This is a genomic window from Microvirga medicaginis (genome assembly GCF_052658925.1).
Genome location: NZ_JBQWEL010000004.1, coordinates 152,669 through 169,133, shown reverse-complemented (window position 1 = coordinate 169,133; position 16,465 = coordinate 152,669). Strand labels below are relative to the sequence as shown.

Annotated in this window: 16 protein-coding genes; 15 read left to right on the top strand and 1 reads right to left on the bottom strand. The window is 61.9% G+C overall.

The window, feature by feature from the left end; translation table 11 throughout:
- Positions 1–11 precede the first annotated feature (11 nt).
- The 3 genes from ACUXUR_RS08055 to ACUXUR_RS08045 all read left to right on the top strand — a co-directional run bounded on the left by ACUXUR_RS08055 (position 12) and on the right by ACUXUR_RS08045 (position 1,702).
- Positions 12–359, top strand: coding sequence for a gene transfer agent family protein (locus ACUXUR_RS08055; protein WP_445501826.1), 348 nt, complete (start codon positions 12–14; stop codon positions 357–359).
- Entirely contained in the window at positions 356–559 is a 204-nt protein-coding gene (locus ACUXUR_RS08050) for a phage tail assembly chaperone (RefSeq protein ID WP_445501825.1), read from the top strand. The genes ACUXUR_RS08055 and ACUXUR_RS08050 overlap by 4 nt, the downstream gene beginning before the upstream one ends.
- Positions 560–1,030: 471 nt before the next feature.
- Positions 1,031–1,702: a phage tail tape measure protein gene (locus ACUXUR_RS08045; RefSeq protein WP_445501929.1), complete on the top strand. Its 672-nt coding sequence runs from the start codon at positions 1,031–1,033 to the stop codon at positions 1,700–1,702.
- A gap of 12 nt (positions 1,703–1,714) precedes the next feature.
- On the opposite strand, the gene ACUXUR_RS08040 is transcribed toward ACUXUR_RS08045, so the two are convergent.
- Positions 1,715–1,960 (bottom strand): YdcH family protein, encoded by a 246-nt coding sequence (locus tag ACUXUR_RS08040; protein ID WP_445501824.1) that lies wholly within the window; start codon positions 1,958–1,960, stop codon positions 1,715–1,717.
- A 98-nt stretch (positions 1,961–2,058) separates the two neighbouring features.
- On the opposite strand from ACUXUR_RS08040, the gene ACUXUR_RS08035 reads away from it, so the two are divergent.
- The 12 genes from ACUXUR_RS08035 (at position 2,059) to ACUXUR_RS07980 (ending at position 16,464) form a co-directional block, all read left to right on the top strand.
- Positions 2,059–2,697 (top strand): phage distal tail protein, Rcc01695 family, encoded by a 639-nt coding sequence (locus ACUXUR_RS08035; protein WP_445501823.1) that lies wholly within the window; start codon positions 2,059–2,061, stop codon positions 2,695–2,697.
- 13 nt (positions 2,698–2,710) lie between these two features.
- On the top strand, positions 2,711–3,601 hold the full coding sequence (locus ACUXUR_RS08030) for a DUF2163 domain-containing protein (protein ID WP_445501822.1): 891 nt from the start codon (positions 2,711–2,713) through the stop codon (positions 3,599–3,601).
- Positions 3,598–4,029 carry an NlpC/P60 family protein gene (locus ACUXUR_RS08025; protein WP_445501821.1) on the top strand — a complete coding sequence of 144 codons (432 nt, stop codon included), beginning with the start codon at positions 3,598–3,600 and terminating at the stop codon, positions 4,027–4,029. Before ACUXUR_RS08030 ends, ACUXUR_RS08025 begins: the two co-directional genes overlap by 4 nt.
- A 2-nt stretch (positions 4,030–4,031) precedes the next feature.
- The gene (locus ACUXUR_RS08020; RefSeq protein ID WP_445501820.1) at positions 4,032–7,892 is read left to right on the top strand and encodes a baseplate multidomain protein megatron; all 3,861 of its coding nucleotides are present in this window, start codon (positions 4,032–4,034) and stop codon (positions 7,890–7,892) included.
- A gap of 185 nt (positions 7,893–8,077) precedes the next feature.
- Positions 8,078–9,616: a DUF2793 domain-containing protein gene (locus ACUXUR_RS08015; RefSeq protein WP_445501819.1), complete on the top strand. Its 1,539-nt coding sequence runs from the start codon at positions 8,078–8,080 to the stop codon at positions 9,614–9,616.
- An 8-nt stretch (positions 9,617–9,624) separates the two neighbouring features.
- Positions 9,625–10,383: a glycoside hydrolase family 108 protein gene (locus ACUXUR_RS08010; RefSeq protein ID WP_445501818.1), complete on the top strand. Its 759-nt coding sequence runs from the start codon at positions 9,625–9,627 to the stop codon at positions 10,381–10,383.
- Between the two features lie 47 nt (positions 10,384–10,430).
- Positions 10,431–10,745 (top strand): PepSY domain-containing protein, encoded by a 315-nt coding sequence (locus ACUXUR_RS08005; RefSeq protein ID WP_445501817.1) that lies wholly within the window; start codon positions 10,431–10,433, stop codon positions 10,743–10,745.
- Positions 10,746–10,761: 16 nt separating this feature from the next.
- Positions 10,762–11,439 (top strand): response regulator transcription factor, encoded by a 678-nt coding sequence (locus ACUXUR_RS08000; RefSeq protein WP_047189527.1) that lies wholly within the window; start codon positions 10,762–10,764, stop codon positions 11,437–11,439.
- A complete protein-coding gene (locus ACUXUR_RS07995; RefSeq protein ID WP_445501816.1) occupies positions 11,436–12,833 on the top strand; it encodes an ATP-binding protein in 1,398 nt (465 codons plus the stop codon). Before ACUXUR_RS08000 ends, ACUXUR_RS07995 begins: the two co-directional genes overlap by 4 nt.
- Before the next feature lie 71 nt (positions 12,834–12,904).
- Positions 12,905–14,011 carry a c-type cytochrome biogenesis protein CcmI gene (ccmI, locus tag ACUXUR_RS07990; protein ID WP_445501815.1) on the top strand — a complete coding sequence of 369 codons (1,107 nt, stop codon included), beginning with the start codon at positions 12,905–12,907 and terminating at the stop codon, positions 14,009–14,011.
- Positions 14,008–14,466: a cytochrome c maturation protein CcmE gene (ccmE, locus tag ACUXUR_RS07985; protein ID WP_445501814.1), complete on the top strand. Its 459-nt coding sequence runs from the start codon at positions 14,008–14,010 to the stop codon at positions 14,464–14,466. Before ccmI ends, ccmE begins: the two co-directional genes overlap by 4 nt.
- Positions 14,467–14,481: 15 nt before the next feature.
- On the top strand, positions 14,482–16,464 hold the full coding sequence (locus ACUXUR_RS07980; RefSeq protein ID WP_445501813.1) for a heme lyase CcmF/NrfE family subunit: 1,983 nt from the start codon (positions 14,482–14,484) through the stop codon (positions 16,462–16,464).
- Position 16,465: the final 1 nt, after the last annotated feature.

Sequence of the window (16,465 nt, the reverse complement as noted above, 5' to 3'; positions counted from 1 at the left end):
AGGAACGCGTCATGGCCAACAGAAGACGCGGCGAAGTCGCGCTGCAATGGGGCGACAAGCGTTATACCTTGTGCCTCACGCTTGGGGCTCTCGCCGAACTGGAGGAAGCCTTCGGCGTCGATGATCTCGTGGCTCTAGCCGAACGCTTCGGCACGGGCCGTCTGTCGAGCCGGGATCTCTTGAGGCTGCTGGCGGTTGCGCTGCGCGGCGGTGGTCATGAGGTGAGCGATGCGGAGGTGGCGAACCTGCCGCTCTCCGACGGCATCGAGCCCGTAGCGTCGGCCGTCGCCGATCTCCTCGTCGTCACCTTCGGTGCGGAGAGCACTCCCTCAAACCCTCCGCATCCGCAGGACGCTTGAGCGAGCCGCAGGTCTTTCCATGGGAAGACGCGATGATGCTGGCTTTAAGCGTTCTGCGGTGGAGCCCCGACCAGTTCTGGCGCGCAACGCCGCGCGAATTGTTCGCCGCTTGGGAAGGTTTGAGTGGTGGGAGGCGTATGGAGCCTGCGCTTTGCCAGGATTTGAGGCGGATGATGAAGACGTTTCCGGACGGTGAGTGATGATTAAGTCCCTTCGAGAAAGTTGGATCTCATGGATAATAGGATTGCCGGAACACAGCCCCATTCCGCTTGAGACATTCAACCTGTAGATCTTCCTTCAATTCGTCCCGAGTTCTGGAAGCTGGTCTGCCGGCAACGGCAGCCGCTGCCTCGCCTTCACAAAGATTATTGATCCGCCTCCATTCCTCCTTAGGCATTGTGACTCTGCCGACGAAGGTTGCACCCTTTAATTTGGTGCACAGGGCGTAAAGCCGATTCCATGTGTAGGAGACGGCCCCTGAATAGTCGGAGGCGGTGGCTTTTTCCGCCTCGTACGTACACTCGTCGTCGATCCGGCTCCATTGAGCATCACTGATCCCGGGTGTCTTGAAATAAGACCGTGTCGGCGGGGTGCTCATGCAACCGACCGTCACGCTGACCAGCGGAATGGCAAGAATTGATTTAAACTTGGGAGAAGAAATTTTGAGTAAGCTGCCAGACAAGACTGAGACCGGTAGCAAACAGGAGAATGAAGACAGAAAGCGCCAGCTCGATACTCTCATCGGCCTCTCCGAAAAATTCGGTGACTCTTTGTCCAATGCTTTCGCAAAGAACATTGCTGAGGGCAAGAAATTCGACGTTGTTTTGAAGAAGGTGCGCGAGTCTCTTGTGGAAACAGGGTTACGTCTCGCGCTTGGGCCCCTGCAGATCGCCCTGAGTCAGAGTTTGAAGGGGCTGACGGCCGAGCCCCTGCAAGGTTCCCTCCCCATGAATGGTGGAGATCTGTTTGGCAGTCTCTTCAAGGGAATAGGCTCGCTCTTCGGCTCCCTTTTCGGCGGCGCTGCCGCAGCGGCACCCTTCGCCAAAGGCGGTGTGTTCTCGCGCGGCATGGTGATGCCGTTCGCGCAAGGCGGTGTGGTGGGGGCGCCGACCTACTTTCCGTTAGGTCGCGGCCTCGGAATCATGGGCGAGAGGGGAGCCGAGGCCGTGATGCCGCTCGCCCGCGGGCCTGACGGCAAGCTCGGTGTCCGTACCGGCGGAGGACGTCCCGCTTCGATCACGGTCAATATCTCGACCCCGGACGCGGAGAGTTTTCGCCGCTCCGAGGCGCAGGTGTCCGCCGCGCTGGCGCGGGCCGTCGCCCGGGGCCAGCGCGGCATGTAAGGATTAAAGGGCTCAGGCATTCCCGCTGTCGAGCATCGCCATGATCTCGTCCTTGATCTGCAGGCGGCGACGCTTGAGCTCTTCTTCGATCTCTTCGGGCTTAGGTTCCACCCGGGTCTCGACGCGATGAATGGTGCGGTTCAGCTCGTTGTACTCGTCATAGAGCCGCGCGAAGCGATTGTCGCTCGCCTTCAACTGACGAATCCGATCGGCCTTGTCCGGAAAATCCTCGGTGAGGTCGTTGGGAACGTTGCTCATCGCCTGCCTTCTCCCTGCTGAATATCCTGGCTGAATGTCCTGCCGGGACGTCAACGCCACCCCCTCTTTTTTCGTTTCATGTTCGCGAAGGATGGATCATGGCATCCGATTTCCATGAGGTTCGCTTCCCCCTCGATGTCTCCTTGGGCAGCCGGGGAGGGCCCGTGCGGCGCACCGATATCGTCACGCTGGCCTCCGGCCGCGAGCACCGCAACAGCCGCTGGGCCTCCTCCCGCCGCCGCTACGATGCGGGCTTGGGGGTGAGAACTGTCGATGCGCTCCATGCGGTGATCGCCTTCTTCGAGGAGCGGCGCGGCAGGCTCTACGGTTTCCGCTTCCGCGACCGCACCGATTGGCGCTCGGGCGAGCCCTCGAGAGAGCCGACGCCCCTCGACCAGCGGATCGGCACGGGGGACGGCGCGACGAAGAGTTTCCAGCTCGTCAAGACCTATGGCTCGTCCTTCGCGCCCTATGTCCGCACCATCACGAAGCCCGTGGGAGGCTCGGTGAAAGTGGCCGTCGATGGTGTCGAGCAGGAGGTGGGCGCCGCCTTCAACTGCGATCCGACGACCGGGCTCGTGACATTTGCCGAAGCCCCGCCTGCCGAGGCTGTCATTACGGCAGGCTTTGCCTTCGACGTGCCCGTGCGCTTCGACACGGATGAGCTCGACATCGATCTCTCGACCTTCGAGGCGGGCGGCATTCCGCAAATCCCACTGATCGAGATCGTTCCCTAAGGCACCCATCATCATGCGCACTATTCCTTCAAACCTCGCCGCCCATATGGCGGACGGGACGACGACACTTTGCCATTGCTGGAAGCTCATCCGCCGCGACGGCAGGAGCTTCGGCTTCACCGATCACGACCGTGATCTCACCTTCGGCGGGACCGTCTTTGCCGCACGGTCCGGCCTGGAAGCGGCGGAGGCCAGTGCCGAACTCGGTTTCGTCGTCGGCGGCGGCGAGGTCTCCGGCGCGCTCATGTCGGCCGGGTTGACGGAAGACGACATCTCCTCGGGCCTTTACAACGATGCGAGCGTGGAAACCTGGCTCGTGAACTGGAGCGATGTCGCGGAGCGTCTGCTTCTCGAAATCGGCTCGATCGGCGAGATCCGCCGCGCCGACGGCAGCTTCGTCGCGGAGGTGCGCGGGCTCATGCACCGCTATGACGAGGAGCGGGGACGCCTGTTCCGCGCCACCTGCTCGGCCGATCTGGGCGATTCCAAGTGCGGCGTGAATCTCTCGTCATCGACTTATTCCGACACGGGCACCGTCACGCGGACCGATAGCTTTCTCGGCGTCGCCGCTTCCGGCATCGGCTTCGCGGATGGATGGTGCACGGGAGGCAAGCTCACCTGGACGAGCGGCGCCAATGTGGGCGTCTCCGTCGAGATCAAGGTGCATCGGGCCATCAACGGCACCGATGAGTTCGACCTTTGGCAGCGCGCGCCGCAGGCGATCAGGATCGGCGATACATTCCGCGTGACGGCCGGGTGCGACAAGACCCACGCCACCTGCCGCAGGAAGTTCGGCAACGTCGCGAACTTCCGCGGCTTCCCCCATATGCCCGGCAACGATTTCATCATCCGCATGCCGCAGCAGGGCGAGCCGGGGCTCGACGGCGGGAGCCTGTTCAAATGAGCGAGGCTCTCTCGTCGCGGGTCATCGCCGAGGCGCGTTCGTGGATCGGAACACCTTATCGCCATCAGGCGTCCCTGAAAGGGATGGGCTGCGATTGCCTGGGCCTTTTGCGCGGCGTCTGGCGAGGCGTTCTGGGCATAGAGCCGGAGCTGCCGCCGCCTTACTCGCCCGATTGGGCGGAGGCTGGCGCCGATACGCTCGTTGCGGCCGCACGCCGTCATCTCGTCGCGATCGATGTGGCGGCGTTCGAGCCGGGAGACGTTCTGCTCTTTCGCTGGCGCGATACTCTTCCAGCCAAGCACTGCGCCATCGCAACCTCGACCGAGACCATGATCCATGCCCATGACGGAGCCTCGGTCGCGGAGGTCGCCTTCGCGCCGTGGTGGCGGCGTCATCTCGCTTATGCCTTTCGCTTTCCGGAACACTGACCATGGCCACACTCGTTCTTCAAACCGTCGGCTCGGTCGTGGGCGGCATGGTCGCGGGACCTCTGGGCGCGATGGCAGGCCGGGCTCTCGGTGGTCTCGCAGGCGCTGCCATCGACAATGCGCTCTTCGGCGGCGGCAATACCAAATATGTCGAAGGTCCCCGCCTCAAGGAAATCGACGGTCTCACCTCGACGGAGGGCGCTGCTATTCCGCGGGTCTATGGGCGCGCGCGGATCGGTGGACAGCTTATCTGGGCAACGCGCCTGGAGGAGGTAGTGAACACGAAGATCGAACGGTCCGGCACCCAGGGCGGCAAGGGCATGAGCGGACCGAAGACGGTCACCACCACCTACTCGTATTTTGCCAATCTCGCTGTCGGCCTCTGTGAAGGGCCGATCGCCTTCATTCGTCGTGTCTGGGCGGATGGGCGCGAGATCGACCTTGCCGGCATCACCATGCGCGTTCACCGGGGATCGGAAACGCAAGCCGCCGATCCGCTCATCGTCGCAAAGGAGGGCGCAGAATATGCGCCGGCCTATCGCGGATTGGCCTATGTGGTGTTCGAGCGATTGCCGCTGGAGGATTACGGAAATCGTATTCCTCAGTTTTCCTTCGAGGTGGTGCGGCCGGTGGACGGCCTCAACAGGATGATCCGTGCCGTCTGTCTGATCCCGGGCGCGAGCGAGTTCGGATATGATACGCTGCCCGTGATGCAGGTGTTCGATCTCGGAAAGACGAGGCCTGAGAACCGCCATCAAATGCGGCGAAGCACAGATGTGATGGCTTCCCTCGATGCGCTGGAGGCGCTTTGCCCTAACGTCAAGCGCGTCTCTCTCGTGGTCAGCTGGTTCGGCAGCGATCTCAGAGCAGGCGCGTGCCTGATCGAGCCGAGGGTCGACATCAAGACCAAGACGACGGACGGTGCGACCTGGTCGGTGGCCGGCGTAACGCGGGACGAGGCCAAGGCTGTATCCCTGGTCAATGAATCGCCTGCCTATGGCGGCACGCCTTCGGATGAAACGGTCATTCGTCTCATCAGGAGTTTGAAGGAGAGGGGATACGAAGTCGTTCTCTATCCTTTCGTCATGATGGACATTCCATCCGGAAATGCTTTGCCCGATCCCTATGGCGGCACTGGCCAGCCGGCCTATCCCTGGCGCGGGCGCATCACGTGCCATCCCGCGCCCGGACAATCAGGCACGCCCGACGGGACGAGCGCTGCGGCGGCTCAAGTCGATCAATGGTTCGCCCGTGACGACGGCTACAACAGGTTCATCCGCCATTATGCGCAGCTCGCGCAAGATGCAGGCGGCGTTCATGGCTTCATCATCGGCAGCGAGCTCGTGGGTCTCACACGTGTGCGCCAGGCTCCCGGAAGCTATCCTGCTGTCGGTTATCTGATTTCGCTGCTCGGGCAGATCCGCCCCATCCTGGGAAGCAGCACGAAAATTGTCTACGCTGCAGATTGGACCGAATACGGCGCCCATGTACTTGGTGGAGGCAGCGAGGTTCGCTTTCCGCTTGATCCGCTCTTCAGCCATGCGGAGATCGACGCTGTCGGCATCGATTACTACCCGCCGATTTCCGACTGGCGCGACAGTTCCGATCATGCGGATCTGGCTGACGCACGCAGCATCTACGACGTGACTTATCTGCGCAGCAGGTTGGGCAGCGGCGAAGCCTTCGATTGGTATTATGCCAATGCCGCCGATCGTGCGGCGCAGAACCGCCGGCCGATTACCGACAGTGCCTATGACAAGCCATGGGTGTTTCGCGCGAAGGATCTCGTTTCCTGGTGGACGAACCGGCACGTTGAGCGTGTCGGTGGCGTTGAAACCATCGCGACCGCTTGGAATCCTCAATCGAAGCCCATCTGGCTGACTGAGATCGGCGTCCCGGCAGTGGACAAGGGTCCTAACGGGCCAAATGTGTTTCCCGATCCGAAATCATCGGAATCCGCTTATCCGCCTTTCTCCCGCGGGGTCCGTGACGACCTCGTGCAAGCGCGTGCCCTGGAAGCGATCCTGTCCCGGTTCGATCCCGCGCAACGAGGCTTCTCCTCTGCCTACAATCCGATTTCGTCGGTCTATGATGGACGCATGGTCGATCCAGCCGGCATCTTCGTCTGGGCCTGGGATGCGCGGCCGTTTCCCGCTTTCCCCGATTTCGATACGGTCTGGAGCGATGGGCCCAATTGGGACACCGGCCATTGGATCACGGGGCGGATCGAAGGCGCACCTCTCGACCGGTTGATCGCGGCCATTCTCAGGGATTTCGGTTTGAGTGATCCGGGAGCGCTCCCTGTCGATGGCTTCATGGACGGCTATGTCATCGACAGGCCCATGTCTCTTCGTGGAGCGCTCGAGCCTCTCATGGGGCTGTTCGGTGTCGAGGCGGTCGCCAGTGGCGGCAGCATCACCTGGAAAGGTCGAGGCGGCCGGGCCGTCATCGCATTGACGAAGAACGACCTGGTGGTGAACGAGGGCGAGCCCTCGCTCAAGCTCACGCGCTCCCAGGAAACCGAGCTGCCTCAGCAAGTGGAGATCGGCTACACGGAAAGCGAGCAGGATTATCGCCGCGCCGCCGTGGCCTCTCGCCGCCTGTCAGGATCGAGCCGGCGGGAATCACGGGCCGATTGCGCTATGATTACCCGCCGTGCCGAAGCGCAGCGCCTGGCAGATGCCTGGCTGCAGGATCTCTGGGCGGGGCGGGAAGGGGCGGAGTTCGAGCTATCCTCTCGGCGCGTCGATCTTGAGCCGGGAGACGTCGTCTCACTTCCCACCGACGCGGGGCCTAAACTTCACCGCGTGGTGCGGATCACGGATGGCCCGGCACGCAAGCTCAGCACGCGGGCCGTAGAGCCTGCCGTTTTCGAAAGGCCCGGCTCCTCGATTTCAAAGCCTGTTCGCCGACCGCCGCCTGTTCCTGGCAAGCCGCAGGTTGTCATTCTCGATCTGCCTGCCGCTCTCGACGATCCCACTCCCTTGCAATACATCGCGGTTGCCGCAGACCCTTGGCCAGGGGCAGTGACCGTCTGGCGTTCAGGAGCCGGCACCAGTTTCAATTCGCATCGGATTATCGATCTTCCGGCCATAATCGGGCGAACGAAAACAGCGTTGCCTTCGGGTCCCCTCTGGCGATGGGATCCGCAGGCTGTTCTCGATATCGAGATTTCCTCCGGCGCAATCGCTTCCCTCGATGACGAAACGGTGCTGGCCGGCGGCAATCTGTTTGCGGTGAAGGGCACGGATGGGCGCTGGGAAATCCTTTCCGCCGCTCGGGCCGAGATGGTCGGTGAGCGCACCTACCGCCTGTCGCGGTTCCTGCGCGGATTGGCGGGAACGGAGCCGGAGGCCAGCCGCTCCGTACTGGAGGGAGCTCTCATCGTTCGCCTCGACGAAGCGATTGCTCCTCTCACCAGCGACCTGGCCGATCTTGGCTTGACCTGGCGCTACAGGGTCGGTCCTGCAGGGCGCGATCATGCCGATCCGGCCATGACTGAAATCGCGGCAAGAGTGGAGCGTGAAGCCCTCAAGCCCCAAAGCCCGGCTCACGTGAGCCTCCGGCGTGAGGCAGGCGGAGTGCGCATCTCATGGATTCGTCGAACTCGGCAGAGTGGGGATGGATGGGAGCCCGTCGATGTGCCGCTGGCGGAGGATGCCGAGCGATATGAGATCGACATCCTGAAGGCCGGAAGCGTTGTTCGCACGCTGACGAGCAGCCAGACTTCCATTCTGTATCCTGCTTCTCAAGAAGACTTCGATTTCGACGCTCCTCAGACCATGCTCAGTCTTCGCATCGCGCAGGTCAGCGCGATCACAGGAAGAGGTTTCGAGAGAAGCGTCGCCCTTCCTGTTCTCTAAGGATGATAACCCAACACAGCCCTCATCCTGAGGAGGATCGCGTGAGCAATCCGTCTCGAAGGAGCCTCCAGTGCGCGCTGGATCCTCCTTCGAGACGCAGACTTCGTCTGCTCCTCAGGATGAGGGGGATGTTAGGCGCTCCATGACGAAAATTATTCACCTGTTCATTTCACGGCACATCATCAATGATCTCCACACCTCATCTGGCTTTGCCGCTGCTCGCTGCTGCGCAGGCGCAAAAGCATGTCACGCATAACGAAGCGCTCGCATCCCTGGATGCTCTCGTTCATCTGGCCGTGAAGGAGCGCGGACGCGCTGCTCCTCCCGTCACTCCTGACGAAGGAGATCGTTACCTCGTCGGAACGGGCGCAACCGGCGCATTCTCCGGTCAGGAGGCCAAGATCGCGCTTTTCGATCTCGGCATGTGGCGCTTCTTCTCACCACGTGCCGGCTGGAGGGTCTATATTGAGGCGGAGAGCGCCATCGTCGTTTTCGACGGTGCAGAGTGGCACGATATGGGTCATTTCTGCCGCGTCATCGACAACGTGGATCGCCTTGGTCTCGGAACCAATCCTGATGACCTGAACCGTTTCTCTGCGAAGCTCAATGCGGCTCTGTTTACAGCCTTGAGCATGGAGGAGGGGGGAACGGGAGACCTGCACTTCGTTCTCAACAAGGCCGGGTCAGACAATATCCTCTCACAAGTGTATCAGCGCGGCTTCAGCGGACGGGCGGAAACGGGACTCATCGGCAACGATCATTTCAGCATCCGCGTCTCGCCTGATGGTGCGCAATGGATCGATGCGCTGGTCCTCGACGGAACGACGGGTATCGGTATCTTCCCGCAAGGATTGTCGAACCTGCCGCGCGCCAATCTGCTCATCAACTCCTCTTTCAATGTCAACCAGAGAGGATTCGTCGGAGGAGCGTTAGGTGAAGGCGTCTATGGCTTCGACCGCTGGAAAGGAGGACCTGGAGGGTGCACGATCAGCCGCGCAGATGACGGATCCATTACGCTGATCGGGGCTCTCGATCAGGTGATCGATGTGGAGCATGTCGCCGCATCGAGCGGACGTGCGTCTCTCGGCGGATCGACCCTGACGCTCTCTGTGGAAGAACTATCCGGGCCATTGCCGGTGGTGATCGGAACGAAGACGGCGACGATCCCGGCCGGTTCCGGACGTCGTTTCGTATCGGTCACGCTCGATGAGACGGAAACCGGGCATGTCGTGGTCAGATTGAATCCCCCGAACGCGTGTTCCTTCAGGCACGTGAAGCTGGAGATCGGATCTTACGCGACGCCTTGGGTCGGTGAGGCACGCGGCACAGAAGAGTTTCATTGCCGCCGCTATTACCAGCCTCTGCCTGTCAGCGGCATTTCTCCGAAAATCCTGGGGATCCTTGGGCAAAGGATTGCAGGCAACCTCATCGATATTCCGTTGAGCCTGCCCACGCCGATGCGGGGTGCCCCGACCTTGGTGACGAGCGGCGCCGCGTGGGTGAACACCTCGCCTGTCGGAAACCAGATTGCTTTCTACAGCAACACCAATACAGCGTGGGTGACACTGACCGGAACATTCACCCTGACGACGGCGCTGCCGGCCAATTCCTCCTCATTGGTTCTGAGATTTCAGTCCAGTTCGCTGTTCACAGGCTCACCCGGAGGCGTCGGCAGCCTGTATTTCGGAAGCTCCGCCTTCATAGCCCTGGATGCGGAACTCTGAGCAAGGCCGTGGCAGCTTCTTCATCACCTTTCGAGCAGGCCCTGGTGCTTGTCCTGCAACATGAGGGCGGTTTCGTTCGGCATCCTCGGGATTCCGGAGGGGCGACGAATTTCGGGATCACGCTTCAAACACTGTCCCGGGCAAGAGGATATGCAGCTTCCATCGATGACGTCCGTCATCTCACGCCGGAGGAGGCGGCCGCGATTTATCGCCATTTCTACTGGGATGCTGTCCGCGCTGATGATGTTCCCCGAGGACTTGATCTCGCGCTCTTCGATCTTGCCGTCAACTCGGGTCCGGACCGTGCGATCATGCTGCTGCAGAAGGTCCTCTGTGTCGCAGTGGATGGGCTGATCGGCCCCGTCACGCTCGAGGCTGCCCGGAGCACCGATGCCATCGACGCTATTCGCCGCCTGACGCAAGAGCGTCTCGGTTTTCTGTCCCGTCTCGCTAACTGGCCCATCTTCGGGCGGGGATGGCGCAGGCGGGTTCTCGACATCGAGCGGGAGTCGATCCTGCTCGCATCTTCGTCTCAACCCGTCCAAGGAGGACATATCATGATGGACACCAAAACCATTCTTGCCAGCCGGACCGTCTGGGCCAACCTGATCGGCCTTGCCGCTCTGATCCTTGGTCTGTTCGGCTTTGATGCCTCGACTCTGGATGCAGGAGCCTTCCAGGAGGCCCTGGTCCAGTTCATTGCGGCGGCCAGCTTCATCGCCTCCACCGTCTTCCGGATCTTGGCCACCAAGCAGATTGCGGGCTAGATTGGATATTCAGGCTTCGTTCAGTGCTCCAAAGGCATAAGGCGGACATGCGTCTGGTTTGGCTGGTCATAGCGATGTGGGGGATGATGGGGGCAGCTTCCGCGCAAAGCGCGACGGCGGCCCTCAAGAATTGCCTGCCGCCCCGGGAAATGCAGGAGGCGGTTGCCACCAAGGGCGTCGTCGCGCCGGCCATGGCCGTCATGACGGCCCGCCGCCAGGTTCCCAATGCGGATGTGGTGCGGGCCAATCTTTGCCGCAGCAGCGATGCCCTGGTTTATGTCATCATGGCCTTGCAAAAGGATGGTCGTATCGTGCAAGTGATGATCGACGGTTCTACAGGCCGTGTGAAATCGGTCCATTGAAAAGAAAGCTCGAAACGTGCGCCTTCTCGTTGTCGAGGACGACAAGACCCTCAATAAGCAGATCGTGACCGCCCTTGAACAGGCGGGCTACGCGGTCGATACGGCTTTCGATGGCGAAGAGGGGCAGTTCCTCGGGGATACCGAGCCCTATGACGCCATCATCCTCGATCTCGGCCTGCCGAAGGTGGACGGCGTGTCCGTTCTCACCGCCTGGCGCCGCGAGGGCAGGAAGACGCCCGTGATCATCCTGACCGCACGCGACCGCTGGAGCGACAAGGTCCAGGGCTTCGATGCCGGGGCCGACGACTATGTGACCAAGCCCTTCCACATGGAGGAGCTTCTGGCCCGCGTCCGCGCCTTGCTGCGCCGGGCCACGGGTCATGCCACGAGCGAGATCGCCTGCGGTCCCGTGAAACTCGACACCCGTTCGGGCCGTGTGGCGGTGGACGGGAACCCGGTGAAGCTTACCTCGCATGAGTACCGGCTTCTGTCCTATCTCATGCACCATACCGGGCGCATCGTTTCCCGGGGCGAACTGACGGAGCACCTCTACGACCAGGACTTCGACCGTGACTCGAACACGATCGAGGTCTTCATCGGCCGCCTCCGCAAGAAGCTCGGCGTGGACATCATCCAGACCGTCCGCGGCCTGGGTTACCTCCTCGATGCGAGCCAGACCCAAACGAAATCGTGAGCGGCTTCCGCCCAATCCTGAAAAGTCTCGCCGGACGGCCCATTGCCGTCCGGCTCGCGGTTTCCTCCGTCTTCTGGAGCTTCGCGATCCTGCTCGTCGCCGGGTTGATCCTGCTGACGCTCTATCGCGACAATACGGAGAGGGCCTTCGACCAGCGCCTTCTCGTCTATGCCAACACCCTGGCCTCGAACCTTGTCGCCCCAGGCGATCCGGATCGCGATCTCGGTCCCATCGGCGATCCCCGGTTCGAGCTGCCCCTGTCCGGCTGGTACTGGCAGGTGGCGCGGCCCAATGCCAAGCCGGATGAAATTCGCTCCTCCAAATCCCTCTTCGGCGGACAGGTGCCGAGCCTTGCGGTGTCCAGCGACAACCGGTTCGGGCAGATCCGCCGCGGCTACGGCAAGGCGCCGGACGAGCGGAATCTTCGCATTATCGAGCGCGACATCGATCTCGGAGAGGACGGCCGTTACGTCATTCGCGTGGCGGGTCCAGCCGACGAAATCGATGTGGGTGTGCGCGACTTTCTCTTCGCCCTCACCATCACCTTCGCGCTTCTCGGGCTCGCGCTCGGCTTTTCCACTCTTCTCCAGATCCGCTTTGGCTTGCGGCCCCTCGCCAATCTTCGCAGTGCCCTCAGCGCAATCCGTCGCGGGGAGGCGGAGAGGATCGTCGGAGAATACCCGCGCGACATTTCCCCGCTCGCCAGCGAGTTGAACCTTCTGCTCGATACGAACCGGGAGATTTTAGAGCGTGCTCGCACGCAGGTCGGTAACCTGGCTCATGCCCTGAAGACTCCTCTCAGCATCATCATGAATGAGGCCGAGAATGCCCCCGACGAGGTGGCGGCCCGGGTGCGTGAGCAGGCAACTCTCATGCGTGACCAGGTGAACTATTATCTCGACCGTGCCCGCGCTGCGGCTCTCGCTGGAACGTTGGGAACACTGACGGACGTGGAGCCGGTGATTGCGGGCCTCGCCCGCACGTTCGCCAAGATTTACCGCGACAAGGACTTGGCGGTTGAGCTTGCGATTCCGCGGGACCTGCGCTTCAGGGGGGAAAAGCAGGACCTTGAGGAGATGGCGGGCAACCTCATCGACAATGCGGCCAAATGGGCTGCAGGCAAGGTTGAAATCTCCGTCGAGTTCATTCGCGAGGACGACGATCGCCCCCGGTTTCGTCTTCTCATCGATGATGACGGCCCAGGCCTCCCGGAAACGGCGAGAGCCGAGGTCCTGAAGCGCGGCCGTCGCCTTGACGAGACCAAGCCCGGCTCCGGTCTAGGGCTTTCCATTGTCAGCGATCTCGCAGCTCTCTATCGAGGATCCCTCAAGCTCGAGGCCGCTCCTCTGGGCGGCTTGCGCGCCGTGCTCGAGCTGCCGGGGGATAGAGGCTAATCCTATGTATTTTTACGCGTGACACCGTGCCACCGTCGTGCTTGACGGGGACTCGGGGTAATTAGGATTTTATGGTGATCTGGATCATACTCTTGCTGATGACGGCGGCAGCCGTGATGGCGGTGCTTTGGCCGTTGTCGCGCCACCGCGCGCTTGCCGTGCAGCAGGTCGATCCGGATACGCAGTTCTATCGTGAGCAGATCGCTGAGATCGAGCGGGACCGTGAGCGTGGAGTGCTGCTCCCGAGCGAGGCCGAAGCGGCCAAGGCCGAGGCCGGGCGTCGCCTTCTGCGTGCCACAGGCATGACGGCGACCGATGCTTTGGCTGCCGTGGGAGAGCCTGCGTTGCGCCGTCGCAGAGCCGCTTCGACACTGGCCCTGTCCGTGATCCCGATTGTCGCTATCGCACTCTACGGAGCCTATGGCTCGCCGCATCTTCTGACCCATCCACCGGAGCAACAGGCTCAGGCCCCGGATAACAGAATGGATCTGATGGCCGCCATCTCGCAGATCGAGGCGCATCTGGCCCAGAACCCGCAGGACGGTCGTGGCTGGGAGGTGGTGGCTCCGGTGTATATCCGCATGGGCCGTATCGACGATGCGGTGAAGGCCTACGAGTCTGCCGTGCGTTATCTCGGTCCTAGCGCGGACCGTCTGGCGAATTACGGCGAGGTGATGGTCCTTGCCAAGGACGGCCTCGTTTCCTCGGAAGCGCAGAAGGTTTTCGAGCAAGCGGTGCAGTTGGACAACACCTCGCCGAAGGCTCGCTACTATCTTGCCGTCGCTGCCGAACAGGACGGGCAGATCGAGAAGGCCAAGCAGGCCTATGGTGAGCTTCTCTCCTCGTCGCCGGAAGGTGCTCCGTGGGTCGGCGTCGTCAGGCAGCGCCTGGCGAGCCTTGGAGGCGAGCAGCCCGTTGCAGGGCAAGGGGATGCTCCCCAGATAGGAGCAGCAGACATTGCCCGCATGGTGTCCGGCTTGGCCGAACGCCTTGAGACCCAGGGCGGATCTCCTGAAGAATGGGCGCGCCTGATCCGGTCCTACGCGGTTCTCGGGCAGCGCGACAAAGCCATGGCGGCTGCCGAGCGCGCCCGGCAAGCCCTGGCGCAGAATGACGCTGGGCTGCAGACCATCGATGCGATGGCACGCGAACTGAAACTGACTGACGCCGGACCATGACCAGAAAAAAAAGACGCCTGACCTTGATTGGTATAGCAGGAGGCATCCTCGCGATTGCGCTTGGTCTTGTGCTTTACGCCATGAACGACACCATCGTGTTCTTCAACTCGCCGGCGGATATTCAGGCCAAGAACGTGCAGCCCGGCACGCGTCTGCGCCTCGGCGGACTCGTGAAGGAGGGGACGGTGCAACGCGGCACCGACCAGCAGATCACCTTCGAGGTGATGGATGCTCAAGGCGCAATCCAGGTGCGCTACAAGGGCCTGTTGCCGGATCTTTTCCGTGAAGGGCAGGGCATCGTGGCCGAGGGCGTGCTTGAAAGCGCGACGGTTTTCCGCGCGGATTCCGTTCTCGCCAAGCACGACGAAAATTATATGCCGCGTGAAGTCGCCGATGCCCTGAAGAAGCAGGGGCATTGGCAGGGCGAGGCGAACGCCGCGCCGAAGACGCAGTAAGCAAGGAGAGCCCTCGTGTTGGTCGAGGCCGGACATTTCGCGCTGACGCTGGCGCTTGGGTTATCCCTGATCCAGTTCGTCGTGCCGCTCTGGGGCGCACGCGCCAACGATCCCGTACTGATGTCGGTCGGGCCTGTCACAGGCCTGGCCGTTTTCGCTTGTATCGGCTTTGCCTTTCTGGCGCTGACGGTCGCCTATGTGACGTCCGATTTCTCGGTTCTCAACGTGGTCGAGAACTCGCATTCGGCAAAGCCTCTCATCTACAAGCTCTCCGGTGTGTGGGGTAACCACGAGGGCTCCATGCTCCTGTGGATCCTCATCCTGGCTCTCTTCGGAGCTGTGGTGGCGCTTGCGAGGAACAGCATTCCGCAGCGATTGCAGGCCAATACGCTGGCCGTGCAGGCAGCGATTACCATCGCCTTTCTGCTCTTTATTCTGATCACGTCGAATCCTTTCACGCGCGTCATTCCGGCTCCCGCCGAGGGGCAGGATCTGAATCCGCTGCTGCAGGATCCGGGCCTCGCGATCCATCCGCCGCTTCTCTACATCGGCTATGTCGGCTTCTCGATCTCGTTCGCTTTCGCCATTGCTTCGCTGATCGATGGTCGCATCGACGCCGTCTGGGCGCGCATCGTGCGTCCTTGGACGCTCGGCGCTTGGGCTTTCCTGACGCTTGGGATCGCGATGGGTTCGTACTGGGCCTATTACGAGCTCGGCTGGGGCGGCTGGTGGTTCTGGGATCCGGTGGAAAACGCCTCGCTCATGCCGTGGCTTGCCGGTACGGCGCTTCTGCATTCCACGGTCGTGATGGAAAAGCGCGATGCACTGAAAGTCTGGACGGTCCTTCTCGCCATTCTCACTTTCTCGCTCTCTTTGCTCGGCACGTTTCTTGTGCGCTCGGGGGTGCTGACATCGGTGCACTCCTTCGCGGTTGATCCGGAACGCGGCAGCTTCATCCTCGGCATTCTCATCTTCTTCATCGGCGGCTCTCTTGCGCTGTTCGCCTGGCGTGCGCCTATGCTCAAGCAGGGCGGGCTGTTCGCGCCTGTCTCGCGCGAAGGCGCGCTCGTGCTGAACAACCTGTTCCTGGCCACCGCCTGTGCGACGGTTCTGATCGGGACGCTCTATCCGCTGGCATTGGAGGTTCTGACGGGCGAGAAAATTTCCGTCGGCGCGCCGTTCTTCAACTTCACCTTCCTGCCGCTAATCGTCCCACTTCTTCTGCTGTTGCCGCTCGGCCAGACGCTCGCCTGGAAGCGCGGTAACTTCCTGGGCACCGCCCAGCGTCTCTACGCCGTGTTCGGAATGTCGATTCTCGCGACAATCGCGATGTTCGCGTTCAAATACGGTGGGCCTGTTGCGGCGCCTCTCGGTATCGGTCTTGGCGTCTATCTGGTTCTCGGCTCTTTGAACGAGATTGTGACACGCTCCTGGTCGAGGGGCACGCCTCTATCTGTTGCCTGGCGCAAAGCCGCCAATCTGCCGCGTTCCGCCTGGGGCACGGTGCTGGCCCATGCAGGCGTTGGTCTCACCGTCATCGGCATCGCTGCCACGGCTTGGGGCGTTGAAGGACTGGCAACACTCAAACTCGGCGAGCGCCTCACGACCGGCGGTTACGAAGCCAGACTCGAGCGTGTCGTTCCCCGCACGAATGCGAACTACCGGGAGGATGCGGCGGTGTTCACCATCTTTCGGCAGGGCCAGGAGCTCGGGACGCTGGAGAGCATGAAGCGTCTCTACGTCACCCGCGGTATGCCGACCACGGAGGCTGGCATCATGACCGTCGGCCTGGGCCAAGTCTATATCAGCCTTGGCGAGGTGCAGTCAGACGGTTCCGTGGGCGTGCGGATGTATTACAAGCCTCTCGTACTGCTGATCTGGATCGGCGCGCTCGTCATGGCTTTGGGCGGCGGCGTCTCTTTGACGGACCGTCGTCTGCGCATCGGCGCTCCCGCCCGCGCTAAGGCGAGCCCGGCTGCGGCTGTTCCTGCGGAGTGAG

What these genes read in the sequence shown, in the direction of transcription:
- ACUXUR_RS08055 (WP_445501826.1), top strand. Translation starts at nt 12, where the DNA reads ATGGCCAACAGAAGACGCGGCGAAGTCGCGCTGCAATGGGGCGACAAG.
- ACUXUR_RS08040 (WP_445501824.1), bottom strand. Translation starts at nt 1,960, where the DNA reads ATGAGCAACGTTCCCAACGACCTCACCGAGGATTTTCCGGACAAGGCC.
- ACUXUR_RS08035 (WP_445501823.1), top strand. Translation starts at nt 2,059, where the DNA reads ATGGCATCCGATTTCCATGAGGTTCGCTTCCCCCTCGATGTCTCCTTG.
- ACUXUR_RS08030 (WP_445501822.1), top strand. Translation starts at nt 2,711, where the DNA reads ATGCGCACTATTCCTTCAAACCTCGCCGCCCATATGGCGGACGGGACG.
- ACUXUR_RS08025 (WP_445501821.1), top strand. Translation starts at nt 3,598, where the DNA reads ATGAGCGAGGCTCTCTCGTCGCGGGTCATCGCCGAGGCGCGTTCGTGG.
- ACUXUR_RS08020 (WP_445501820.1), top strand. Translation starts at nt 4,032, where the DNA reads ATGGCCACACTCGTTCTTCAAACCGTCGGCTCGGTCGTGGGCGGCATG.
- ACUXUR_RS08015 (WP_445501819.1), top strand. Translation starts at nt 8,078, where the DNA reads ATGATCTCCACACCTCATCTGGCTTTGCCGCTGCTCGCTGCTGCGCAG.
- ACUXUR_RS08005 (WP_445501817.1), top strand. Translation starts at nt 10,431, where the DNA reads ATGCGTCTGGTTTGGCTGGTCATAGCGATGTGGGGGATGATGGGGGCA.
- ccmI (WP_445501815.1), top strand. Translation starts at nt 12,905, where the DNA reads ATGGTGATCTGGATCATACTCTTGCTGATGACGGCGGCAGCCGTGATG.
- ccmE (WP_445501814.1), top strand. Translation starts at nt 14,008, where the DNA reads ATGACCAGAAAAAAAAGACGCCTGACCTTGATTGGTATAGCAGGAGGC.